27 protein-coding genes are annotated in these 23,815 nt (G+C 54.6%); 2 read left to right on the plus strand and 25 right to left on the minus strand.

Annotation, left to right across the window (positions count from 1 at the left end):
• Window positions 1–34 precede the first annotated feature (34 nt).
• From B4N58_RS11370 to B4N58_RS11420, 11 genes are all read right to left on the minus strand, one after another.
• Window positions 35–811: a ferredoxin--NADP reductase gene (locus B4N58_RS11370; protein WP_040512162.1), complete on the minus strand. Its 777-nt coding sequence runs from the start codon at window positions 809–811 to the stop codon at window positions 35–37.
• On the minus strand, window positions 808–1,104 hold the full coding sequence (locus tag B4N58_RS11375) for a gamma-butyrobetaine hydroxylase-like domain-containing protein (protein ID WP_291749375.1): 297 nt from the start codon (window positions 1,102–1,104) through the stop codon (window positions 808–810). The genes B4N58_RS11370 and B4N58_RS11375 overlap by 4 nt, the downstream gene beginning before the upstream one ends.
• The gene (locus B4N58_RS11380; RefSeq protein ID WP_008247361.1) at window positions 1,101–1,967 is read right to left on the minus strand and encodes an ABC transporter ATP-binding protein; all 867 of its coding nucleotides are present in this window, start codon (window positions 1,965–1,967) and stop codon (window positions 1,101–1,103) included. The genes B4N58_RS11375 and B4N58_RS11380 overlap by 4 nt, the downstream gene beginning before the upstream one ends.
• Window positions 1,964–2,953 carry an ABC transporter permease gene (locus B4N58_RS11385; RefSeq protein WP_291749380.1) on the minus strand — a complete coding sequence of 330 codons (990 nt, stop codon included), beginning with the start codon at window positions 2,951–2,953 and terminating at the stop codon, window positions 1,964–1,966. The genes B4N58_RS11380 and B4N58_RS11385 overlap by 4 nt, the downstream gene beginning before the upstream one ends.
• Window positions 2,954–2,956: 3 nt before the next feature.
• Window positions 2,957–4,420 (minus strand): ABC transporter substrate-binding protein, encoded by a 1,464-nt coding sequence (locus B4N58_RS11390; protein WP_008247357.1) that lies wholly within the window; start codon window positions 4,418–4,420, stop codon window positions 2,957–2,959.
• 62 nt (window positions 4,421–4,482) lie between these two features.
• A complete protein-coding gene (fdxA, locus tag B4N58_RS11395; RefSeq protein ID WP_291749384.1) occupies window positions 4,483–4,824 on the minus strand; it encodes a ferredoxin FdxA in 342 nt (113 codons plus the stop codon).
• A gap of 11 nt (window positions 4,825–4,835) precedes the next feature.
• Entirely contained in the window at window positions 4,836–5,783 is a 948-nt protein-coding gene (locus B4N58_RS11400) for a HEAT repeat domain-containing protein (protein ID WP_008247355.1), read from the minus strand.
• A gap of 13 nt (window positions 5,784–5,796) precedes the next feature.
• Window positions 5,797–6,030 (minus strand): 4Fe-4S dicluster domain-containing protein, encoded by a 234-nt coding sequence (locus B4N58_RS11405; RefSeq protein ID WP_008247354.1) that lies wholly within the window; start codon window positions 6,028–6,030, stop codon window positions 5,797–5,799.
• Between the two features lie 34 nt (window positions 6,031–6,064).
• The gene (locus B4N58_RS11410) at window positions 6,065–7,789 is read right to left on the minus strand and encodes a fumarate reductase/succinate dehydrogenase flavoprotein subunit (protein ID WP_008247353.1); all 1,725 of its coding nucleotides are present in this window, start codon (window positions 7,787–7,789) and stop codon (window positions 6,065–6,067) included.
• An 11-nt stretch (window positions 7,790–7,800) separates the two neighbouring features.
• Window positions 7,801–8,568, minus strand: coding sequence for a GntR family transcriptional regulator (locus B4N58_RS11415; protein WP_050771114.1), 768 nt, complete (start codon window positions 8,566–8,568; stop codon window positions 7,801–7,803).
• 148 nt (window positions 8,569–8,716) lie between these two features.
• A complete protein-coding gene (locus B4N58_RS11420; protein WP_291749393.1) occupies window positions 8,717–9,754 on the minus strand; it encodes a YeiH family protein in 1,038 nt (345 codons plus the stop codon).
• 94 nt (window positions 9,755–9,848) lie between these two features.
• Here B4N58_RS11420 and B4N58_RS11425 point away from each other — a divergent pair, with 94 nt between their 5' ends.
• The gene (locus tag B4N58_RS11425; protein ID WP_291749395.1) at window positions 9,849–10,721 is read left to right on the plus strand and encodes a LysR family transcriptional regulator; all 873 of its coding nucleotides are present in this window, start codon (window positions 9,849–9,851) and stop codon (window positions 10,719–10,721) included.
• Window positions 10,722–10,738: 17 nt separating this feature from the next.
• Here the strand turns inward: B4N58_RS11425 and B4N58_RS11430 are convergent, their stop codons facing one another.
• From B4N58_RS11430 to B4N58_RS11495, 14 genes are all read right to left on the minus strand, one after another.
• Window positions 10,739–11,278, minus strand: a complete 540-nt coding sequence (locus B4N58_RS11430; RefSeq protein ID WP_291749397.1) for a DUF3455 domain-containing protein — start codon at window positions 11,276–11,278, stop codon at window positions 10,739–10,741.
• Window positions 11,279–11,353: 75 nt separating this feature from the next.
• Window positions 11,354–12,190, minus strand: a complete 837-nt coding sequence (locus tag B4N58_RS11435; protein WP_291749400.1) for a sulfite exporter TauE/SafE family protein — start codon at window positions 12,188–12,190, stop codon at window positions 11,354–11,356.
• The gene (locus tag B4N58_RS11440) at window positions 12,178–13,083 is read right to left on the minus strand and encodes an acyltransferase domain-containing protein (RefSeq protein ID WP_291749403.1); all 906 of its coding nucleotides are present in this window, start codon (window positions 13,081–13,083) and stop codon (window positions 12,178–12,180) included. Before B4N58_RS11440 ends, B4N58_RS11435 begins: the two co-directional genes overlap by 13 nt.
• Window positions 13,083–13,958 carry a triphosphoribosyl-dephospho-CoA synthase gene (locus tag B4N58_RS11445; protein WP_291749404.1) on the minus strand — a complete coding sequence of 292 codons (876 nt, stop codon included), beginning with the start codon at window positions 13,956–13,958 and terminating at the stop codon, window positions 13,083–13,085. Before B4N58_RS11445 ends, B4N58_RS11440 begins: the two co-directional genes overlap by 1 nt.
• A complete protein-coding gene (gene mdcG / locus B4N58_RS11450) occupies window positions 13,955–14,653 on the minus strand; it encodes a malonate decarboxylase holo-[acyl-carrier-protein] synthase (protein ID WP_291749406.1) in 699 nt (232 codons plus the stop codon). Before mdcG ends, B4N58_RS11445 begins: the two co-directional genes overlap by 4 nt.
• Window positions 14,654–14,674: 21 nt before the next feature.
• Entirely contained in the window at window positions 14,675–15,397 is a 723-nt protein-coding gene (mdcE, locus tag B4N58_RS11455) for a biotin-independent malonate decarboxylase subunit gamma (protein WP_291749409.1), read from the minus strand.
• A complete protein-coding gene (locus B4N58_RS11460; RefSeq protein WP_008247331.1) occupies window positions 15,394–16,293 on the minus strand; it encodes a biotin-independent malonate decarboxylase subunit beta in 900 nt (299 codons plus the stop codon). The genes mdcE and B4N58_RS11460 overlap by 4 nt, the downstream gene beginning before the upstream one ends.
• Entirely contained in the window at window positions 16,283–16,606 is a 324-nt protein-coding gene (gene mdcC, locus B4N58_RS11465) for a malonate decarboxylase acyl carrier protein (RefSeq protein WP_008247329.1), read from the minus strand. The genes B4N58_RS11460 and mdcC overlap by 11 nt, the downstream gene beginning before the upstream one ends.
• Before the next feature lie 12 nt (window positions 16,607–16,618).
• Complete coding sequence (mdcA, locus tag B4N58_RS11470) at window positions 16,619–18,283, minus strand: malonate decarboxylase subunit alpha (RefSeq protein ID WP_291749417.1); 1,665 nt, start codon at window positions 18,281–18,283, stop codon at window positions 16,619–16,621.
• A gap of 15 nt (window positions 18,284–18,298) precedes the next feature.
• The gene (locus B4N58_RS11475; RefSeq protein WP_291749420.1) at window positions 18,299–19,642 is read right to left on the minus strand and encodes a TRAP transporter large permease; all 1,344 of its coding nucleotides are present in this window, start codon (window positions 19,640–19,642) and stop codon (window positions 18,299–18,301) included.
• 1 nt (window position 19,643) lies between these two features.
• Window positions 19,644–20,195: a TRAP transporter small permease subunit gene (locus B4N58_RS11480; RefSeq protein ID WP_291749422.1), complete on the minus strand. Its 552-nt coding sequence runs from the start codon at window positions 20,193–20,195 to the stop codon at window positions 19,644–19,646.
• Between the two features lie 80 nt (window positions 20,196–20,275).
• Window positions 20,276–21,295: a TRAP transporter substrate-binding protein DctP gene (gene dctP, locus B4N58_RS11485; RefSeq protein WP_291749425.1), complete on the minus strand. Its 1,020-nt coding sequence runs from the start codon at window positions 21,293–21,295 to the stop codon at window positions 20,276–20,278.
• A 97-nt stretch (window positions 21,296–21,392) separates the two neighbouring features.
• Window positions 21,393–22,145 carry a maleate cis-trans isomerase family protein gene (locus B4N58_RS11490; protein WP_008247318.1) on the minus strand — a complete coding sequence of 251 codons (753 nt, stop codon included), beginning with the start codon at window positions 22,143–22,145 and terminating at the stop codon, window positions 21,393–21,395.
• A 22-nt stretch (window positions 22,146–22,167) separates the two neighbouring features.
• On the minus strand, window positions 22,168–22,887 hold the full coding sequence (locus B4N58_RS11495; protein ID WP_291749430.1) for a haloacid dehalogenase type II: 720 nt from the start codon (window positions 22,885–22,887) through the stop codon (window positions 22,168–22,170).
• 167 nt (window positions 22,888–23,054) lie between these two features.
• On the opposite strand from B4N58_RS11495, the gene B4N58_RS11500 reads away from it, so the two are divergent.
• A complete protein-coding gene (locus B4N58_RS11500; protein ID WP_008247314.1) occupies window positions 23,055–23,726 on the plus strand; it encodes a GntR family transcriptional regulator in 672 nt (223 codons plus the stop codon).
• Window positions 23,727–23,815 lie beyond the last annotated feature (89 nt).

Genomic DNA, 23,815 nt, shown 5'->3' on the forward strand with positions numbered 1-23,815 from the left:
AACCAAGCGCGCTTAGCAAGCAACACATGCACGATCACTTCTCCACAAACGCCCGCTCAATCACATAATCCCCACGCTCGCCCTGCCGGGGGCTAATCTTCAAGCCCTTGGCATCCAGCAGTTTGCAGGTGTCTTCCAGCATGCTGGGGCTGCCGCAAATCATGGCGCGGTCGTGTGCAGCGTCCAGCGCAGGCAAACCCAAGTCGTCGAACAATTTTCCGCTCTGCATCAGGTCGGTTAAGCGGCCACGGTTGCGGTAGGGTTCGCGGGTTACGGTGGGGTAGTACAGCAAGCGGCCCTGCACCAGTTCGCCAATGTATTCCTGCTTGGGCAGTTCCTCGCGAATGTAATCGGAATAGGCCAATTCGCTCACGGTGCGCACGCCGTGTACCAGCACCACTTTGTCGAATCGCTCGTAGGTGTCGGGGTCGCGAATAATGCTCATGAAGGGTGCAAGGCCGGTGCCGGTGGCCAGCAGGTACAGGTTGCGGCCATCATTCAGGTCGTCGATCACCAAGGTGCCCACAGGCTTTTGGCCCACAATCAATTGATCGCCTGGCTTTAAATGTTGCAGGCGGGAAGTCAGCGGGCCATCGGGCACTTTGATGCTCAAAAATTCAAGATGTTCTTCGTAGTTGGCGCTGGCAATACTGTAAGCACGCAGCAGTGGTTTGCCTTCGGCCTGTAAACCGATCATCACGAAGTGGCCGTTGTGAAAACGCAAGCTGGGGCTGCGGGTGGTTTTGAAACTGAACAGTGATTCATTCCAGTGGTGTACTTCCAGCACGGTTTCAAATGCCAAATTGCTCATGATGCAACTCCAAGTTCTCGCAGGTAAGCCCAGGGGAAAATTCCGCGTTCGTGGCCGTCTGCAAATTTAAAGTTCAGGGCGTGTTCGCCCACCATTTCAATGCCGGTAATGGCGCTGCCCTGCACCACGGCTTGCCCTGCGCGCTGCGCAGCCACGCATTCTGCACACTTGCAATGTGTACGCAGCAAACTGTGGGGCAATTCGCTAACCGCGCCGTCGGCCCATTCAATGCGCAGCAGTTGCGAGGCGCGTTGGTCTGTAACCGCAACGGGCTGAATAGCCATGTTGTTCATCGCAACGTCTCCATGCCCTCTTCGCCCAGGTGCCAGCTTTGGCCCATGGTGGCGGGGTCAATTTCGCCACCCATGGCAGCCAGGCTTTCTTCACGAATAAGACTTTTCAATTGCCGGTGCAAGGCTGTGAACACGGGCGACGCGGTCATGGCAGACGAACGTGGCCGAGGCAAATCGATGGGAATTTCCGCCTTGATTTTTCCGGGGCGGGCGGTCATCACATACACGCGGTCGGACAGAAAAATGGCCTCTTCAATGTCGTGCGTAATAAACAGCACCGAGATTTTCCATTGCTGCCACATGTGGGTCAGAATTTCCTGCATCACTACGCGGGTTTGGGAATCGAGTGCACCGAAGGGTTCGTCCATCAACAACACGCGCGGGCCGGTGGCCAGTGCGCGCACAATGCCCACGCGTTGTTTCATGCCACCGGAAAGCTGATCGGGGTAATGGTTCTCGAATGGCAGCAAACCAGCCAAGCCCAACAAGGTGCGCGCTTTGCCTTCGCGTTCATGGCGGGCCATGCCTTGCAGCTTCAAGCCAAACTCAACGTTTTCGCGCACCTTGAGCCAAGGAAAGAGTGAGTACTGTTGAAACACCACACCACGTTCGGCACTGGGGCCATGAATGGCCTGACCATCCATGGTGACCACACCATCGCTGGGCTTCAGGAACCCGGCCACAATGTTCAACAGCGTACTTTTGCCGCAACCTGATGGGCCAACCACCGACACAAACTCACCGGGCTGCACATTCAGAGAAACATCCTGCACAGCAGCAAAACGCGCACCGTTTTGAATGAAGTTCACCTGCACATTGCTCAGTTCAATACAGCCCTCGGGCTTTTTCACAGTGCTGTTCATTTTCCACCTCCGGGCCCGGCAATGTGTTGCCAAGGCATGAGCAAACGGGCCAGCAGCAAAATACCGCCACTGCACAACAAACCCAACACGCCAATCACGATCATGCCCAGCACAATGTTGGGGTACTCAATCAGCGAGTACGCTTCCCAAGTGAAATAACCCACACCGAACTGGCCTGAAATCATTTCCGCTGCAATCAGCGACACCCAAGCCACGCCCATGCCCACCGCCAAACCGGTGAATACATTGGGTAGGGCTGCAGGCAATATCACTTTGGTCAGCATGGTGAACTCATTTGCACCCAAACTTTTTGCAGCGCGCAGCAGCACTGGGTCAACGCCCTTCACACCCGCCATGGTGTTGATCAGGATTGGAAAGAAGGCGCCAATGAAGGTGATGAAAATAATGCTGCTTTCTGTGGTGGGCCACAGCATGATTGAAATGGGCACCCAGGCAATCGCAGGAATTGGGCGCAACACTTCAAGCGCTGGAAACATGAGGCCCCGCACCACCGCAAAGCGGCCGCACAGCAGGCCCAAGGTGACACCCAGGGCTGTGGCCATGGCAAAGCCCTGCATAATGCGCACCACACTTTTCCAGATGTTGGTCTGGAAGCGCTGGTTTTGCATCAACTCGACCATGTTGGTGAACACTTCACCCGGCGTGGGAATATTGTTGAAGCGCACATAAAAGTCGAGCTTGTACAAAGTGGCCACATACCAGAAGGCCACCAATGCGCCGATCGACAAAAACGTCATCAACGCAGCCAAGCTGTGCTTTTTTACACTGATCAAAAACAGTTCACGTGCAGGCAGTTTTTCAGCCACTTCGGCTTTGGCACGCGCTGCAACGCGTGGCGCACTGCCGGGTGCGTCCACCGCTTGCAAGGCAGGCTCTTTCGCCCCGGGGGCGAGGGTACTGGCTTTCACCACCGGGGCATACGGCTTCGCAGCCGCGGGCATTTGAATTTCAAGAGGTCGGGACATGGTTTATTTCCCCACTACTGCAAGTGCAAGTGCATCGTCATAGAGGCCCACTTTGCCGCCGTTCTTCGCAGCAAAAGCCTCTGCGTCTTTCTTCAACAGAAAGGGCACAATCTCGGGAGTTTTGGCACCGGCTTTCAGGGAATAAAATGCTTTGTCGGCAAACACCTTGATCTTCATGCTTTGGTCGTACACATAGGCCACGCCAATTTTTTTGCCCTCACCTTGGGCTTTCTTAATGGCAGCCAGTGTGCAGTTGGCCGACTTGTAAGCAGTAATTGCGCCGCCTTCAATCCATACTTCACCAGCTTGGCGTGACTCGGTAATCTTGCCGCCGCACAGCGGGTCGGTGCCGCTAATTTCATAGTTGGTGGTGCTGGCTTTTTGCTTGGCGTAATCCAGGCCCAGTTCTTTAAACGCTTGCTTCACATAGGTTTCATCAACCCATGCATCGGCGTCAAAATCTTTTACACGGCCCATGCGCTTGAGTACACCATGATCATATTTCACGGTTTCAACCCACTTGGGCTTGATGGTGGGGTCCAAAGTGTGCACACCGCCTGGGCCTAAAAACATGTAAGCCACTTCTTTCTCAATGCGGGTCCATTCTTCAATTTTTGCGGCAGCCTGCACCGGGTTTTTGCGCACCCAGTCGTTGGCTTCCATCAATGCCTTGATGTAGGCCACCACAAACTCGGGGTACTTTTTGGCGAAGTCTTCGCGCACCACCACGCCGTGAAACGTGGGCACTTTGGTTTCAGCACCATCGAAAATTTTGCGGGCAAAACCACGGTACGGAAGAAGCTCGGCAAACGGCACAAAGTCGGCGTGGCCGTCAATACGTTTTTCTTGCAGGCTGGAAGTACCCACTTCCGGGCTTTGGCTTGAAAGTTCGAAGTCTTCCGCCGTCCAGCCTCGGTCTTCGAGCGCTTTGAGCAACATACCATGTGCTGCCGACCCAAAAGGCACGGAGAGTTTTTTGCCTTTCAGGTCAGCCAGCTCATAGTAAGGGGAGTCTTTGTGCACCACCACACCGTTGCCTGCGCCTTCCGCGTTGTAGGCAATCAATGCAATCAGGCGGCTTTTGGTTTCATTGCCGTTTTGAAACGTGGCACCGTTCACCAGCAGCGGGTAGTCGCCCATCATGCCGATTTGTAAGGTGTTGGCCACCATGCCGTTGGTCACGGGTGGGCCAGAAGTGAAGTTTTGCCATTCCAGTTTGAATTGAATGTCTTTGAAACGTGGCACTTTGGCCAGGTGCTTTTCAATCAAACCGAGTTCTTTCAACACCACGCCGCCAGTCACTGTGTTGGTGGTGGTGTTTTGTGTACCAATTCCTACTGTGACCACTTCGGCCAGTGCTGGAAATGAAAGTGTGCAGGCCACCAGCGCGCTGGCTGCGCGAATACCGATGGACCTGCTTGCTACCTTGCCCTGTGCTGCGATTCCTTTGAAGATTCCCGTGTTCATGTCAACAATCCTTTTCAATAGACTCGTTTCAAAATAGGTATCAGGTGGACATCTCTTCGGGTTCATGCCTTGTCTGTGCAGGCTTCTTCCAGGTACTGCTTTTTGTTCGTGATATCAACCCAGGCGTCGGCGTCGGCAAGCGGCTCTTTGGCGCTGTCAATCACCGGCCACTGCTGGGCCAACCGTGCATTGATTTCAATGAATTCCTGCTGGTCTGCGGGCACATTGTCTTCTTCGAAAATTGCGCTGGCTGGGCATTCAGGAATGCACACACCACAATCGATACAGCCTTCCGGATTAATCACGAGGAAGTTCGGCCCCTCATGAAAACAATCCACCGGGCACACCGACACGCAGTCGGTGTATTTGCATTTGATACAGGCTTGCGTCACCACGAATGTCATGGCTGTTCCCCTTAGCTGTGTTTCAGCGTGATGTTGGTCAGTGCCAGTCGGGCCAGTTTGCGTACATCGGGGTCGTTGTCTTCCAGCGCTTTCTCAAGCGCTGGGATTGCCCGTTTGTCACCAATTTCACCCAAGGCAATGGCTGCCTCTTTTCTCAAATTACTCACTGTGTCATTCATGGCTTCCACCAAGGCAGGCAACGCAGGCAAGGCCTTCATGACACCCAAGGCACGCGCAGCTTTCACGCGCACTTGCCAGTAATCGTCTTGCATGGCTTTCACCAATTCATCGGTGGCCTGTGCCATGCCCAGCTTGCCAATGGTGGCTGCGGCTTCTTCACGCACCATCCACACGCTGTCATTCAAAGCCCGCATCAGTGACGGCAATACACTGACCTCATTGGTGTAACCCAATGCACCCACAGCAATACGGCGCACTTCACCATCAGGGTCGTGTGCTGCCACTTCAGCCAACTCACCCACTGCCTCGGCACGCTTCAAGTAACCCAGCACGCCCACTGCTTCACGTCGCACTGCCGGGCTTGGGTCTTTCAACTGGGTCAAGGCGGGCTCGTAAGCTTCGGGCACCCGCAATGCACGCACTGCTTTCAGGGCCAGCGAACGCACTGTGGCATCGGCATGGGTTAGCAAAGGGATCAAGGGCGGGGCTGATTCCGATTCTTTCAATTCAGCAAGCACCAAACCGGCCGCTTCTTGAACCACTGCTGATGTATCTAGCAGCATCTGTGCCAAAGCCGTGACCGTGGTTTGGTCCTCAAAACCTTCCAGTGCACGCACTGCTTCCAGGCGTACATTGGCGTCGGCATCTTGCAGGCAAGGCAGCAGCAACAACTCAATGTCATCTTCATCGCTGTAAGGCAAGTCGATCACAGCCAGTCGGCGCACTTCGGCATCGGGGCTGTTTAGCCGTTCTTGCAGGGTAGGAATTGCAATGCTCATGGTGTGCTCCTTTTCAGCGCAGCAAGAATGGAATGTCCACGTGCACCGCGCCTGTGGGGCAATCTTTTTCACAGGGCAGGCAGTACCAGCATTCATCAAATTTCATGAAGGCTTTGCCGGTGACGTGGTCAATGGCAAGTACGTCTAGCGGGCATACATCCACACACACCGTGCAACCTTTTTCAGCAATGCATTTCTCGGAATCCACCTTGACGGGGACTTGGGTAATTGTTGCGGCCATGGTCATGTTCAGTACCTCTCGTGTTGAGTGTTGGGGCAAATCAAGCGGCTTCACCGACCACGCGCAAGCGCTGGTAAGCATCCATTTCCTTTTCATCGATGGGCACAATGTAGGGCTCGATTTCCTTTTTCTTCATGGCCATTTGGCCTTGTTCGTTCTTGTACAACAGGGTGTGACAGAACCAGTTTTTGTCGTCGCGCTCGGGGTAATCCACATTGAAGTGGTACAGACCCCAGCGACTTTCCGTGCGGAACAGGCTGGCGCGTGCCGCCATTTCTGCGCAGTCGATAATCGAATGGGTTTCCATGGCCCGCATCAGCTCATGCGGGTTGGTGGCCACCATTTGTGCAGCATCGGCGCGCACTTCATCCATGCGGCGCAAACCGATCTGGTATTTGCGCGTTACTTTGGGTGGCTGTAAGTAGTCGTTTACCAAACGACGTGTTTTGTATTCCACCTGGAAAGGGGTCGGACCATCGGTGCGCAACAGAGGCGCTTCAATGCGGTCGTGCTCGGCTTGTACCTGGGCTTCGTCCAGTTCATTCAAGGTGTTGTCGGCGCAGTAAGCAGCGGCATTTACACCGCAAATCTTTCCGTACACGAATGCACCCAGCATGTAGTTGTGAGGTACGCTGGCGCAGTCTCCGGCAGAGTACAAGCCGGGCACGGATGTTTCACCTTGCGCATTAATCCAGATGCCTGAAGCACTGTGACCACTGCAGAATCCGATTTCGGATATATGCATTTCGATCATTTCCTTGCGGTAGTTGTTGCCACGTTGTTCGTGGAAACGGCCGCGGCTTGGGCGCTCATTGGTGTGCAGAATTACTTCAATTTCGCTGATGGTTTCTTCGGCCAGGTGGTCCAGCTTCAGGAACACAGGGCCGTTGCCGCTTTGCAGTTCGCGGTAAAACTCCATCATCATTTGGCCACTCCAGTAATCGCATTCAATGAAGCGCTCACCGGCTGCGTTGGCGGTGTAACCACCGAAGGGGCCGGTTACATAGGCACAGGCAGGGCCGTTGTAGTCCTTAATCAGCGGGTTGATCTGGTAGCACTCCAGGTTGGCCAGTGCAGCGCCTGCATGGTAGGCCATGGCGTGGCCATCGCCGCAGTTGGTTGGGTTCTCGTAGGTGCCCATCAAGTAGCCGGAAGAAGGCAAGCCCATTCGGCCTGCGGCACCGGTTGCAATAATGGCGGCCTTGCAGCGAATGACATAAAAATCTGCGGTGCGGCAATCGAATCCCATCACACCTGTGATCTCGCCATTCGCACCGGTCAACAGGCGCGTACACACCACGCGGTTGGTCACTTCAACCCTTGTACGCTTGAGCTGACGGTACAACACGCGCTTCATGTTGTGGCCTTCAGGCATGGGCAACACATAACTGCCCAAGTGGTGAACCTTGCGCACTGAATAGTCGCCAGTTTCATCTTTCTCGAATTTCACGCCCCATTTGTCGAGCTCTTGAATCATGTCGAAGCTATTGGCGGCATAGGCCATCACACCTTCCTGGTCCACAATGCCGTCGTTGGCAATCGTGATTTCCTTCACATACTGTTCAGCTGTGGCGTGGCCTGGAATTACCGCGTTGTTCAGTCCGTCCATGCCCATGGAAATTGCGCCGCTGCGTTTCACGTTGGCTTTGTCCACCAACAGCACGCGCAGCTTCGGGTTTTGTTCTTTCGCTTTCACGGCAGCCATGGGGCCGCCTGTGCCGCCACCAATCACTACCAGGTCGTATTCCAAGTCGATGCGTTTCATGTTCACACTCCTCAAGTTCGGTTGATGCGCAAGCGATACTGGAATGCATCGCCCCGGTAATACAGGTATTCAAAGTCAATGGGCGTGTCGCCCGCGTAAGTCATTCGTTCCATGCGCAGCAAGGGGCAGCCCTCGTCCACACGCAGTTGGTGGGCCAGCGATTCATCCGCAGAAATCGCCTCAATTTGCAGATCGGCGTGGGTCAGGTTGTAGCCGTGATCGTTTTCAAGAATCGCGAAAATATCTCGAACCGCCAGGTCTTCCTGCAGCAGCTTTTCACCAATCTCGATCGGGAAATAACTGACATCCACTGAAATAGGTTCGCGATTCAAAAAGCGCAGGCGTTGAATTTCAAATACAGGCTGACCAGGTTTGACATGCAGGCGATTGGCCACCTGCGCGGTGGCTTCAACAGACTTAGCACTGAGCACGTTCGAATATGTTTCGTAACCCGAGGACGACATGGCCTCGCCAAAACCCTGCAAGCGCGACAGGCTTTGAAATGCTTTAGGCTTGGACACAAAACTGCCCTTGCCCATCACCTTGAATATCAGCCCTTCTTTTTGAAGGTCGCCAAGTGCCTGGCGAATCGTGATCCGGCTTACGCCAAACATGCGGATCATCTGGCTTTCAGAAGGCATTTGTGTGTGGGGTGCATACGTGCCATCAAGAATGCATTTGCGCAACTTTTCACGCACCTGGGTATACAAAGGCAATGCCGATACATTCGTATCGAAAGCCTGCTCTTCTACTGCTTTGATCGCTGATTTCTCGCTCATGTTTGCTGCCTGAATCAAACTTGTTATGACAGGTCATGATATGCATAGACCGTGCCAGCTTTTGTTGCACCGTAGCAGTGCCGTTTTAACCGTTTTACCTATTTATTACGTGTACTTGCACAGGGTTGAATTTTTTGCACAACCCAAATTAATGCGTTGCAGCACCGCTTTGAATCACATGCACCAATACAAAACCTGATGCCCAAAGGTGAATGCACAGCACACTGCCCAAGGCCCACACCTTCAAACCTGCGGCCCGCAAATCAACCCAGCGCGTACCCACACCCAAGGCCGCCAGGCCGGTGGCCATTAGCAGCTGGGACAAATCAACCAAGGCGATTTCCAACTGCATGTTCAGCACACCCGTGGATTTCAAAACCACAGCCAATAGAAATCCCCACAGAAACGCGGGAGGCTGCATGGAGACATTGCTTAAGGGAGCTCCCGCCTGCTTGCGCTGTTCACGCACCATGCTCCAGGCCAGCCACACCATGGCCGGGGCCAACAAAGCCACGCGCAACATTTTCTCGATCAAGGCGAATGTGGGTGCTTCACCACCCACCAAGGCTGCACCAGCCACCACATGCCCCAATTCATGCACGCTTAAGCCCAGCCAAAGGCCCGTGAAATCGGCCTGCAAATTGAACAGCCACTGAAAACCCGGAATGGCAAACATGCTGAGTGTGCCAAACACAACCGCCGTGCCCAAGGCAGCGGATGTGGCTGCAGGCGGCGCACGCAACACTGAATCCGCTGCAGCAATGGCGGCACCACCGCAAATTGCACTGCCTGCGCCAATCAACAAAAAGCTGCTGGCCTGCAGGCCCATGCGCTTGCCCAACCAGGCTGCCAGGCCCAAAGTGCTGACCACCACAAACACCGCCGCCAATACACCTGCCCAACCCACTGCCAGCAAATCAGCAAACCCCAACTGGAAACCAAACAGGGCAATGCCGGTGCGCATCACATGGCGGCGTGCAAAGCCAAACCCGGCGTGCCCGTGCTGCGCCAATGCGGGTGCAGCATTGCCCAAGGCCATGCCTAAAAACATGGCCAGTGGCAACAGGCCCAAACCCCATGCTGCCAAACCACCCTGCACTGCTCCAAGCCAGGCAAAAGCCGCCAATACCATGCTTAGAAGCAGGCCGACAGGCAAAGCAGTGTTGGGGGCTTGAAGAACGCGCATGAATCATGAATTCAAAAAAGACACCTTATGGTGATGCTTTTTTTCTCATATCCATAGACAATGAAATTCCTGTATTCATAACTTAGGGTTATGTATGAACCTGCACTTGCTTCGAATATTTGTCTGTGCTGTTGAGGAAAACAGTTTCACCAAGGCGGCAGACCAACTGGGCATTAGCCAGCCTGCTGTTTCAAAAGCCGTGCGCGAACTTGAATCGCAACTGGACACCCTGCTGCTTGAACGCCAAGGCAAGTACTTCAAACCCAACGAGGCTGGGCAGGTGTTGTACGACTACGGCAAAAGCCTGTTCGCCATGGAGCGCGAGGCCAGCGAAGTGCTGCGTGCTTTCAAGAACCTGGAACGCGGGCGGCTGATTGTGGGTGCCAGCACCACGGTGGCCAGCTACTGGCTTGCAGCTTATTTGAAAAAGTTCTCCGACAAGCACCCAGGTGTGGAAATACAAGTGGTGGGCGCCAACACTGAAAGCGTTGCCCAACTGTTGTTGGACTGCAAAGTGGATGTGGCCCTGGTGGAAGGCGAAGTGAACGACGAACGAATCGAAACGCGTTTGTGGCGCACCGAGGAAATGGTGGCCATTGCACCCAGCTTCGAGAGCAGCGTGCGCAAGCGCGAACTGGAGCAGCAGGTGTGGATACTGCGCGAACAGGGTTCAGGCAGCCGCAATGTGGCGGAGCAACTGCTGCTGAACATGGGAATACAAGCCCAGCGCACATTGGAAATGAACAGCAACGAGGCCATTATTCAAGCGGTGGCAGCGGGCTGCGGTGTGGGCATTGTGCCGAAAATTACCGCACGCGATCAGCTTGCCTTGCGGCGGGTAAAACGCTTTGCATTGGGTTCAGGAAAAATGGAACGCCCCTTGTTCAGGCTGCGCTTGCCACACAGGCCGTTGAGCAATGCCGCATTGGCATTTGAGGCTTTGTTGGGAGCGACAGTTGCAGCATAGCCCCCAGGGGCGTTCTGTCAATTCGCCTTCCAAAACCAATACTCCGCCTTGTAGTCCACCTCGGCTTTTTCTCCTTCATTGTCAGCTGAGCACTTTTTGGCAGGTGCAACACCACCCTGTGTTTTCACGCGCTGTATATAACTGATCGCAGTCAAGGCACCAAGACCGCCAGAAACGTCGGCTTTCACCAGTTGAAGGGGAATGTTTTTGCTGCCATTGGGCGACACAGCCACTTGCGAGCCGGTGACAAACGAGCCGTCTTTGTGGCTCCAACGTGCGGGCGGGCCAGAGTAATCGCCCACTTTCTCACCGCCCTCATCGCTCAGTTCGGCTTTCGGGCCAACCATGCTCCACTTGTAAGTGGTCAGCGGGTCTTTTTCTTTGCTGCACTGGTATTCAATGGTTCCGCTGGCTTTGGTTTCAAGCACCAAAGTATTGGCTGTTGCCACCTGGATCAGCGCTGGCAAACCTTTCTGTGCAGAATCAGTTTGTGCAAAAGCCAAAGGTTGCGCGCAAAGCGTGGTCAAACCCAACATCAACAAACTGGTTTTTTTCATGTGTATTGCCTCGTGCTGCTTTGTTTCATTAACTAAGGCTAACGTGGGCAAAACCTGATGCGTTTACAACACCGCCTAAAACACACCCCGCATCATGTTCACAGCAATGCCAAACACCACCACTGCAAACACTTTTCGAAGCAAAGGTGCAGGTAAAATGTGAGCCGCCTGCGCACCCCACGGGGCAAGCAACACGCTGGCCACCACCGTGAACAGCAAGGCGGGTGTGTATACAAAACCCAGGCTGCCTGTGGGCAGGCCCGGTGCTGTCCAGCCATTGAAAATGAAACCAATGGTTCCGCCCAGGGCAATTGGAAAACCCATGGCCGAGGCCGTGCCAATTGCATTTCTAATCGACACATTGCACCACACCAAAAACGGTACGGTAAGCGCGCCACCGCCCACTGCAACCAGTGAGGACGCCGTACCAATGAAGGTGGCTACGCCCATTTGCCCGTTGCGCCCCGGCAATACTCGGCCGGGCTTTGGCTTGTATTCAAAGAACATTTGAAACGAGGCCAACCCCATGAACAGCGCAAAGAACACAATCAGGAAAGTGGTAGAAACATGCCGAGCCAGGAAAGTACCAAAAAGGGTGCCCAGCAGAATACCGGGGATGAAATTTTTCACGACATCCCAACGCACAGCGCCATGCAAGTGGTGCGAGCGCACACTGGACACCGAGGTGAACAGAATGGTGGCCATGGAAGTGCCGAGCGCCAAACGGAAATGCCACTGCCCCGGCAAGGCGGCCAGTTTGAAGGCCCACACCAGCGCGGGCACCAACACACTGCCGCCGCCCACACCCAATAGGCCCGCCAGAAAACCGGCAACCACACCAATGGCAATGTACGCAGCAACAGCCTGCACTGTAAAAATTTCAGCGAACAGCGCTGCGTTCAGGTCAACCAATTCAATGCGCCTTCAAAGGTTTGAAACTCGGACAAAGAACGTGCCTGCACATTCGGAAACCGTTCACGCACCATGCGGGTCAGCGTATTGCCAGGCCCCACTTCGAAGTAAACCGTGGCACCCATCTCGGCGGCCAAGTCCAGTGTGCGTGCCCACTGCAGGGGTTCTGAAATTTGACGTGCAAGGCAATCAATTGCGCCATCACGACGCTCTACAGGACTGCCGTCCAGCGCACTGAGCACCGGGCAATTGAATCCGTGCCAACTGGCTGCTTCCAGCGCACTTTTAAATTCGGCACTGGCATCCTTCAACCACGGTGTGTGCGAGGGCACTTGCACATTCAGATGCACCACATGCGCACCCAGCTCGCGCTCCATACCTTTGCAAATGAACTTCATCACAGCCGTGGGACCGGCCAACACTGCGTGTTGTTCATCATTCACAATGGCCACAGCCAAGCCATGTTCTTGTGCCAGCGCATTGAGTTTGTCAATTCGAACCCCCTTCACAGCCATCATGCCGTATGCAGCCGGTGCAGCGCGGTCCATGCACTGTGCACGCTTCACAGCCAAATCAACACCATTCAGGGCCTGTACACTGCCTGCCACCACGTGGGCGGTCAGTTCACCAATGCTGTAACCGGCGCTTAAATTCGCATGTTTGCCTTGTGCTTTCAGTGCATTCGCCACAGCTGCGCCTGCAGCAACAATCAGGGGCTGGGCATGTGCGTTGGCAAAACACAATTCGGAATTCTGCGACACCGCCATGGCATCAAAAGGCATGGCTGCCAACAAAGGTTCAAGGTGTGGCGCAATCAAGGGCTCGGCCAACAAACGCGGCAACATGTCGACGGTTTGGCTACCCTGCCCCGGGCACAAAATGCACAAGGTCATCAGCGGGCCACCATGAAGTTGGGCAGCTCTGAATTGACTTGCACCAGCGCCTGCACAAACAGCGCGGCAGACAACAAATCGGCGCTGCCGCCCGGGCTTAACCATTGCGATTCAAACTGCGCACACAGGTGTTGTGCTCTGCTTTTCCAGCCCGGTGCAAATACACCACCCTCTGCCAGAAATTGATCAACCCGGCTTTGGGCCCACTGCAAACCTTTCAAGCCACCGCGATGTGCAAGGTTGGTGTCGGGGAGCTTGCCGATGGTGCACACCAGGGCATGCAACTGCGCCTGTTCGGGTGAAATACCCTCTGACAAGGCCCAACGCAGCTGGGGCACCGTGGTCCAAAACAGCACCGGAAAACCCTCGGCGGCTTGCTCGCGGGCACCTGGTAAACCAAAGGCGTCTTTTACCAACCGGCCATGTGTGGGCGCATCCAGGTGTTGAACCTGGTCTTGCACACCTGCCAACAAAATATTCACGCCCCATTTGGCAGCCACCAACCGGCCCAGGCTGATCGGCTCAAAACAACCGTGTTCGCGAAACTGGGCACCCGCTGCACCCGCCAGCAAACCCATCAGGAAAATGGCGCCTTTGTGGGTGTTTACGCCCCCTGTGGCCTTGAACATGGCTTTCTCGGCAGCCAGGCCATGGGCCTGTAATGTTCTGAATTCTGCACCCTCAATGCCCGATGCAAAACAGGCCCCGAAGTACCCCCGCAACGCATCAATACTGCGGTGGAAAGTGGCGCAATTCATGTCGGCATGGCTACCATTGTTGCCAGGGCACACCAAGCCTGGCTTGTACTCCAGGTCCACTTCCTGCCGAAGGGCGTCACACGCCGCTGCATCGATTCGCGCGACCAGTTCCTTCATGCAGCACTCCCGATCGGGCATTGAAAACCCTGCTGATACGTCGCCAATGTAACTAGTTTCACAGCGTGATTGCTTTTACAAAGCAACTGCGAATCTACATTTCGAAGCCCTTGAAAAAGTTCTCGCCACTGCACAGCCTGGCCACTCGGGTTCAGCACCTCGCCATCGACTTTGAGCTCGGGATATTCAGTTTGAAGGGCATTCAGAAAAATGCACAGTGTCTCGGCTTCAAACCAACTCACTGGTTTGAAGAGCACATCAAGATCGGAGTTTTCAGTGAGGCACGGCAAACCGGTTAACACCTGCACAGCGCTTGAACCATAGACATGCGCAGCAATGTGCTGCTGATCCAGAAACCGCTGCAAGGCTGCAGCCCCAGCCTGCCAATGCTGCGGCAATTGCGGCAGCACTACACCCAAGCCAGGCCCGTGCTGATGCTTTTGAATGCCTTGATTGTTCACGATGAAAGACAAGCGTCGTTTTCCCCAGGAAGCAGGCTCAGCCAAACCCACCCGCAGGCAATTGGGTAACACCTCATCCTGACGCGCCACAATTAGCGGGTAGCCGCCAAGTACCCAGCGGTGCAACAGCGACAAAGCGCTGATGGGTTCCTGGGGCAGCGGGCCGGCATACTCGGCATGCTTGACCGAATCAATGTGTAGCCAAACCAGATCATGGCGATTGAAAGTGATCATGTGGTGCTTATGGGCTTGTCGTCAATTGGCCAGAACACGCTCAATCACCACGCCAGCAGCCTTTCTGCCACCGCGTTCAACGCCCCGCGCAATGCGGGAGTCCGTGCCAATGTCTTCACGCGATTTGGCTTGCAAACCAGCAATTGCTGCGGCCAGTTGCGCGGCATAGTCGCCTTGCCACACTGCGTCAAGATGGCCCATGCGCAAATAATTTTCCACGCCGGGCGAAAACACGGGCGACTGTTTGGCCAGTTCTTGCAAATGGTCCAAAGGAATTTTTGTGATGCGCGACATCGCCGGCAAATTCATGACTTTGATTTCTGCATCAGACAAGGCATAGCAGGCATCGGCCATCATGCCGGTGCTGATATAACCACCACTGACTGCTTCGCCGTACACCACACTCACGATCACATGGCCACGCTGGCGTGCCAGTTCAACCGCCTTGGCCAGGTGTGCCATGTAGCCATTCAAACCCATCAGTTCATCGCGGCGGCGAAGGCGTTGCCCCTGCGTGTCCAGCAAAAACACAATGGGCTCGCCCGGGCGCTGCTTGATGGTTTCAATCACCACGCGCGCCATGGTCAGGGCCATGTCGGCACCCACCTCGGCTTTTTCAGCAGTGCCAATTACGGTCACCTGCTGATTGCCGACAGTTGCTCGGCCATAGAAATGATCTGCCTCCAGGTACTCTGCTTTCCAGCCGCTGGCGAACAATGCGTTTAACACTTGATCCCGGTTCATTGCGCACCCCTTGCCACATCGCGTGCAACGCTTGTTGCGCGCACAAATTCATCAGCGGGCATCAATGCCAGCTCTTCGGCACTGGGCAGCCCCAAGCGTTGCCAAATTTCTTTGGCATCGCGGCAGTCACCAAACTGCTCAAGCCGTTGCGTCAACATGGCGTGCTCGGCTTCCAGGTTCTCCAGGTCAAAACTCACCTTGCCGGAATCGAGTGCAGCCAAAGCAGCGTTTCGAAATGCATCCACTTCATCGGCCACCAAGGCTTGAATATCTCCCATCACATAACGGTGCTTGCCACCGCTGACCCGCCACACCAGCGCACGGTCACGTGAATCGAATTCTTCCACGCCATACACGGTTTCAATCACCTCCGGGCCAGACATCGCCAGGCGCCCTTCTTCGGACATGATCAGTACATCGCAGCAACGGGCAATCAGGCCAGTACCGCCGAAGCAACCCGCTGCGCCACCAATCAGGCCAATGAATTGAATGCCTTGTGCGCGGGCTGCACACACGGCACGCATAATTTCCGACACTGCGATTAATCCGGCATTGGCCTCGTGCAGGCGCACGCCTCCACTCTCGAAAATCAACAGCACTGCGCGAGGTTTTTCCTTCACGGCTTTGGCAATGAGTGCGGTTATTTTTGCACCATGCACTTCGCCAATGGCACCGCCCAGAAACTCACCTTCCTGGGCGGCCACCAGCACAGGTGCGCCACCCAAAGTGGCTCGCCCAATGACCACACCATCATCAAATGCAACCGGTTGTTCAAGCAGCGCCATGTGCGGGCTGCTGATGCGATCGGAGGGCTTCAGGATTTCCTGAAAACTGCCTGCGTCGCACACGGCCTGCACACGCTCGCGTGCACTGGCTTCCAGAAAACTATTGGCCATGCTGGTTCTCCCATGCCTCAATGGCTTGGTCCAGGCGCAGGCTGACCACAGCCGGTGTTGCGCCCACATCGTGAATTTCAATCTTCAAACCGCCTGCATTTTTTCGCTCTGCGAAATCGGCCAGTACGGCTTGCCAAATTTGTCCGAAACCGCGTGCGGAGGTTTGAATATCCACTGAACACTGCGCGGTATCCTCCCCTTTCTCCAGCAACACTTCGCAGTTGCCGCTGGCAGTGACGCCCACCAGCACGGCATCGCGATTTGTGGGCTGCGCCTTGCTGGGCAAGTTGTATTTCAGTTGTTCCATACTCATGATGAAAGCCCCTTACCAATTGCGGAAGCGGCTGGGCGGGTTGTACAAACCACCCGAAGCACGCACCAAGTCTTTCACGGTTTTCGCAGCCAACAGATCGCGTGTGGCATCGCGCCGGGCAATGCCCAGGTCTTCGGCGCGTTTGATCACGCCACGCGCACGCAGTTCTTCGACCTTTTTCTTGTCGCGTGCCATGCCCACTTCGGTGTAACCCGCCACGCCACGAATGGCTTGCTCGCGTTCTTCCTCGCCACGACACAACAGCAAATTCGCAATGCCTTCTTCGGTCACAATGTGGGTTACATCGTCACCAAATATCATCACGGGCGGGTTGTTCAAACCCATGCTGTCGGCCAAATCCCAAGCGTCCAGACGTTCAACAAATGCGGGCGCCATGTGCTCTCGGAATGTTTCAACCATTTGCACCACCAGCTTGCGGCCACGCGGCATGTGTTTTGGGTTGGCTTGCGCTTCACGGCCTGCTTTCACCCAGGCTTCGCTTTCATGCCTGCGGCCACGTGCATCTGCGCCCATATTGGGTGCGCCACCGAAACCGGCAATTCGACCCTTGGTGGCCGTACTGCTGTTGCCGTAGGTGTCAATTTGCAAGGTTGAGCCAATGAACAGGTCGCAGGCGTAGTGTCCTGCTGCCTGACAAAAAGCGCGGTTGCTGCGCATGCTGCCATCGCCCCCAGTGAAGAACACATCGGGTCTTGCGGCAATGTATTTTTCCATGCCCAGTTCGCTACCGAAGCTGTGCACGCTTTGTACAAAACCGGCTTCAATCGCAGGTATTAACGCAGGGTGCGGGTTCAGCGCCCAGTTGGTACAAACTTTTCCTTTCAAACCCAATTGCTCGCCATAGGTGGGCAGCAGCAGTTCGATGGCTGCAGTGTCGAATCCAATGCCGTGGTTCAAACGCTTCACACCGTACTCGGCGTAAATGCCCTTGATCACCATCATCGCCATCAACACCTGAATTTCTGAAATTTGCGCAGGGTCGCGCGTGAACAGCGGTTCAATGTAATTGGGGCGCGGTGCCTGTATTACAAAATCCACCCAATCCGCAGGCACATCCACACGCGGCAAGGTGTCGCGTATTTCATTGACCTGCACAATCACAATGCCGTTTTTAAATGCAGCGGCTTCCACAATCGCAGGCGTGTCTTCGGTATTCGGGCCGGTGTACAAATTACCCTGTGCATCGGCGGCTTCTGCAGCAATTAACGCCACATTGGGCGTTAAGTCGACGAAGTAACGGCCAAACAATTCCAGGTAAGTATGAATCGCATTGATCTTGATTTTTCCGGCTGCCACCAGGTTGGCCAGGCGCGCACCTTGTGGACCCGAAAACGAAAAGTCGATTTCTTTGGCAATGCCTTTGTCAAACAAGGCTGTGTGTTCAGGCAAAGCCACCACCGACTGCAACAAATGCAAATCATGCACCTGTTGCGGGCTGACTTTGGCCAGGCACTGCGCCAGAAAATCTGCCTGCTTTTGGTTATTGCCTTCCAGGCAAACCCGGTCGCCCGGCTCAATCACACTTTCAAGCAAAGCCACGGTCTGGTCCGCCTTGACCACCTTGCCGGAATTGCCCCCGGCAAGGTGGGAAGCGCGGCCCAACCGGGCCGCCTTGGATTGTTGCCCTTGGCGCCATGCCCTGTTGGTCATGCTCATTTTTAATCTTCCTGCTTAGTAGTCGTAGAACATGTCGGGCAAGAACATCACTACTTCCGGAAACACTGACAAGAAGGCGATGTAGCCGGCGATGATCAAAATGAACGGAACAATGCCGCGGAAAATTTCACCGAACTTGATGTCAGGCGCAATGCCGTTGATCACGAAAAGGTTCAAACCCACAGGCGGTGTAATCAGCCCCAGTTCCATGTTGATTGTCAAAATAATGCCGAACCAGATTGGGTCGAAACCAGCTGCCAGAATGGGCGGCAAGATAACGGGTGTGATCATCAGGATAATGGCCACAGGTGGCAGGAAGAAACCCAGCACCAGCAACAACATATTCACCCAGAACAACAAGGCCCACTTCGACATTTCCAGTGCCACCAGCCATTCCGCCATGCTTTGGCTAATACGCAGATAGCTCATTACATAGGTGAACAGGAATGACATGGCAATGATCATCATCACCATGCAGCTTTCTTTGGCGGTGCCGGTGAAAATAGCGCGAAGGTCTGTCCACTGGTAACACTTGTACAGTGCAATCACCAGAATCAAGGCAGCCACCGCACCTACGCCTGCCACTTCAGAAGGTGTACCGAAGCCGCCGTACATGGCACCCATGATCAAACCGATCAACAAGAGGAAAGGCAGCAGTCGTGGCAGCGACTCCATTTTCTCCTTCCAGGTGAAATGTTCTTTTTGGGCTACTTTTGCAATTTCTTCTGGGCTTGCGGTTTTCATCCATTCATGGCGGTCACGAATGAATTTCACCACTACCCAAACCGAGAACAGCACGGCCAATAAAATGCCGGGTACGATGCCAGCAATGAACAATTTGCCGATGGATTGCTCTGCCATCACACCGTAAATAATCAGCGTAATGCTGGGTGGAATCAAAATGCCCAGTGTGCCACCTGCGGCAATCAGGCCGGAGGCCAATGCACCGCTGTAACCACGCTTGCGCATTTCGGGAATGCCCATGCCGCCAATGGCTGCACAGGTTGCAGGGCTTGAACCGCACAGCGCTGCGAAAATGGTGCAACCCATCACGTTGGCCACGCCCAGACTTCCGGGCATACGGTACAGCCAACGGTAAGCCGATTCGTACAAATCAACAGCTGCCCGGGTTTTACCAATCGCCGCACCCATGAGAATGAACAGCGGAATGGTGAGTAAAGTGAAGTTTTCAAGTTCACCAAAAATGGTTTCTGCAATCAAATGAATATTGGTTGCAGGCATGAAAAAATACATGATGATCACTGCCGAGGAACCCAAGGCAAACGCAATGGGCATGCCCGAGAACAGCAATACCAAAGTGAGGGCCGTGTAGATCAGGCCGATTTCGACGACGCCCATATTAGCCCCCTTGTCCGCTGGTTGTAGTGGCGTGCCCATGCTTTGGCAATTCGGGCGCTTTGCCCATCAAGCCTTCAACAATTTGCACAACGAATTGCAGTGTCAGCAACAGCATGCCGAACGCCATAAAGAAGTAAGGAATCCACAACTTGGGTCCCCAGGTCGAACTGGTGGTCCAGCCCTGGTCCCAGGCCTCATGGCAATACACTGCCGACAAATAGGCCACCAAGCCACAGAACAACATCGAGAGAATGTCGCCCAGCAACAGACGAATTCGGCTGGCGCGTTTGGACATCACTTCGTCCAGAATTTCAATGCCGACATGGCCGCGCTCGCGCTGGGTGTGTGCAGCGGCCAGAAAGGTGGCCGCAATCAACATGAAAATGCTGAGTTCGATAACCCAGTCATTGGAAATATTCAGTATGTAACGTGTGACCACTTCGTACACCAGTACGAGTGAACAAATCAAAATCAGAAGTGCGGACAGGTATGCCATGAGCTGGTTGAAACCGCGCACGGTGCCGCTGAACAGTCGCCACAAAGGGTTGTTCATAATTGTCTCCGAGTGGAACTTGAACACCAGGCCCGTTTCTTGTGGAAAGGGCCTGGTGCGCCTTGCTTTACTGCACTGCCTTATTTAACTGCTGTGGCCATGTCCAACCACTTCTGGCCGTCTTTCACTTCTTCAGCGAAATCTTTCCAGGCTGACTTTTCAGCAACAGCACGCCACTTGGCGAATGTTGCATCGTCCATGGCATAGGCCTTCTTGCCTGCTTTCTTCCACACTTCAGCGGCCATCTGGTCGTCTTTCTTGGACTCTTCGATGGAGAACTTCTCCAGGCTTGCACCCACTTCCATCACGGCTTTTTGCTGTGCAGGTGTCAGGCGGTCAAATGTAGACTTGGCCATCAAGAGGGGTTCGAACATGAACCAGAATGAATTCTGGCTGGCGTCGGTCAAGTGGTCACCCACTTCTTCCAGGCGGAAAGAAATGATGGACGTGCTGGATGTGACAGCAGCGTCCAGTACGCCGGTTTGCATGGCGCTGTAAACTTCGTTCGATGGCACGTTGGTGATTGAACCGCCGGCACCCTTCAGCATCAAGTCCATGTGCTTGGAGGCACCACGAATTTTCACGCCCTTCACATCGTCAGGTGACAGCACTTTTTTCTTGGAAGCGATACCGCCTGCCTGCCAAATCCAGGTCACTACTTTCACGCCCTTGCTTTCCAGCAACTTTTCAAGTTCGTTGCCAATGGGCTGACCTTTCCAGCGGTGGCCTTGCTCGTAGCTGGTGATCATGCCGGGCATCAAGGTAATGTTCACTTGTGGAATCTTGCCGCCCTCATAAGCCAGTGGGTACAAGGTCATGTCCACGGAGCCATTTTGCAAAGCGCCAAACTGCGCAAAAGTTTTTACCAGCGAGCTGCCTGGATAAATTTCAAACTTCAGGCTGCCATTGGTTTTTTCGGCCACTTCGCGCGCGAACTTGCGCACGAGGCGGTCGCGGAAATCACCTTTTTCTTCAGTGCCACCCGGGAATTGGTGAGACACCTTGATGGTGGTGGTTTGTGCTGACGCTGTGCTGGCAAAACCAAAGGTCAGGGCTGCTGCGGCCATGCCGGCCACGAGGGGTTTGAACATCAATCGCATGAGTAAGTCTCCTCTCTTGCTTTCTAATTGAACGTTATTGAATCAGGTGAGTGATTCGCAAACGCTTTCCACATCCGAACGAAATTTCTGGGTTCGTTCAATATTTCCCGGACAACAGCGAGCCGAAGCCCGGGGCATAGGTCTTAAGACCCAATTTCTTTAACATCATGTAAGTCGTTGCCACCGAAGAAGACAATACGGGCATACCCGCGCGGTCCTCGATTTGCTGAATGGAGGCCAGCGACGGCATCTGCACACAAGCCGAGGCCACAATGGCGTCCACATTGGCGGTGTTCAGTTTCTTGGTGTGCTCAACCGGGGCCAATGGGTTCAGCAAACCCACTTCCAGGTTGTTCGACACTTCCAGCGAAATGCTGTCAAGCACCTCAATGCCTTCGTGCTCGATGTAATCCACAACCAGTTGCGTCAGCGGCTTCATGTAAGGCGTCAGAATCGCCACTTTCTTGGCGCCAATCGCTTTCAAACCATCGACCAGTGCACCTGCGCTGGTCACAACCGGCGCCGGGCCACCCGCTTCCACAGTACGGCCGTGCAAACGTTCTTCTGATTTTTTGTGATAACCCAGGCCCATGCTCATGATGGCCACCAGGCAGGCATAACCCAGCACATCCACGCGGGCATCGGCCAACTCCAGTGCGCAGCGGTCTGAATCGGCGTCCATTTTGGCCAACTCTTCCTTGGTCACATGTTGCATGCGCATACGGCTGGAATGGAAAGTGAAACGTTCTGCTTCCACCGCTTCACGGGCCCGCAAAATGGCGGGAATTTCAGTTTCCATCGTGGTGTTTGAACTCGGCACAATCTGGCCAATCCGGTAAATCTTGCTCATTCAATGCTCCGTGTAGGTGGGCCTAGGTTGCCAACTGGCGAGCCAGGTCCACAAAGTCTTGTGCTACGAAATCAAATTCACCCGCCTCAACTTTGGGCAAGGGCACGTGTTCGCCAAATTCAAAGGGACGCATGACATAGGCAGTGCGCATGCCTTGTGCCTTGGCGGCGCGTAAATCACTGGGATGGCTGGCGCACAGCATCACCTGCTCAATCGGCAAATTCAGCAAACCGGCTACGCCGTGATAGGTTTCGGGGTCGGGTTTGTAGTGCTTGAACAGCTCCGCCGACACTATGCAGTCCCAAGGCAAACCTGCGTTTTTCGCCATGGCGGTAAGCAGTGAAAAATTGCCGTTGGAAAGGGTGGTGATCGTGAATTGTTTTTTCAGGGCGTGCAGGCCAGCCACCGTGTCGGGCCAGGGGCTTAAGCGATGCCACACCTGGTTCAGGTTGATGCGCTGCTCATCGTTCAGTTGGCCCAAGCCAAACTGTTCAACAATGGAATCCAGAATCATGCGGTGCAGGCTGTCAATGTGCATCCAGGGCAGCTCACCCTTGCGCACCCGGTCCATGGCCGGTGCATAACCGGCACGCCAGGCATCGGCAAACGCCAAAGCATCCACCTGAATGTTCAGGTGTTTGGCAATCATCGCGACTTCGCGTGCAACACTGCCACGCCAGTCTACAACCGTGCCAAAAACATCAAATGCGAGCGCTTTGACCGCGCCAGCTGCGTGATTCATTCCTGTCTCCTCGAGGGTTTGCCGAAACTGATTGTGTTTGGGCCTGTGCTCTCTTATGATTGTATTTAGAGCATCGCATTTTGCATGCGTTATTTGATTTCTTGTATACAAGACTAATTGCGGTCGTATACATTGTCAATAACGCTGATTCATTTTTTTTATCGCCCATGAAGAAAAAACTGTCAGAAGACGTGCGGGACCAAATTGAAGAACTGATCGCTTTCGGCAAGTTGCCGCCCGGCGAACACCTGGACGAAACCGAGTTGGCAGAACGCTTTGGCGTGTCCCGAACCCCCATTCGAGAGGCTTTGAACCAACTGGCCACCGCCGGCCTGGTTGAGTTGCGCGCACGCCGGGGCGCCGTGGTGGCGCAATTCAGCGCCCAGCAGTTAGTCGAGATGTTTGAAGTGATGGGTGAGTTCGAAGGCATGTGCGGCCGCCTTGCCGCCCGCCGTTTGACCGATGAAGAACAACAGGAATTGGTGGCCACGCATGAGGAATGCAAAGCAGCCATGCAAAAAGGTGGCGACCCCGACGAGTACTACCAGCTCAATGACAAGTTTCACGGTGTGATTTACCGTGGCAGCCACAATGAGTTTTTGATGGAACAAGCTTGGGGACTTCGCAGAAGGCTGCGCCCCTACCGCCGCTTGCAACTGCGCGTGCGCGGCCGTATTCCCACTTCGCTAGATGAACACGATGCAATCGTGAAGGCCATTCTGGCCGGAGACGGCGACACCGCGAATGAATTGCTGCGCAGCCACGTGATGGTGCAGGGCCAGCGCTTCGCTGATTTGGTGGCCTCGCTGCCATTACTAAAGGCACGCTCAGCAGCTTAAGGCCCCGTTATTTAAACCTTCGGCCTTGCCAAATCAAAATTGCTGCGGGTGGTGCAATACCCATCACCCGCCAGTTTGCCCACGGCATC

The organism is Limnobacter sp. UBA3528 (assembly GCF_002377005.1).
Lineage (GTDB): Bacteria > Pseudomonadota > Gammaproteobacteria > Burkholderiales > Burkholderiaceae_B > Limnobacter.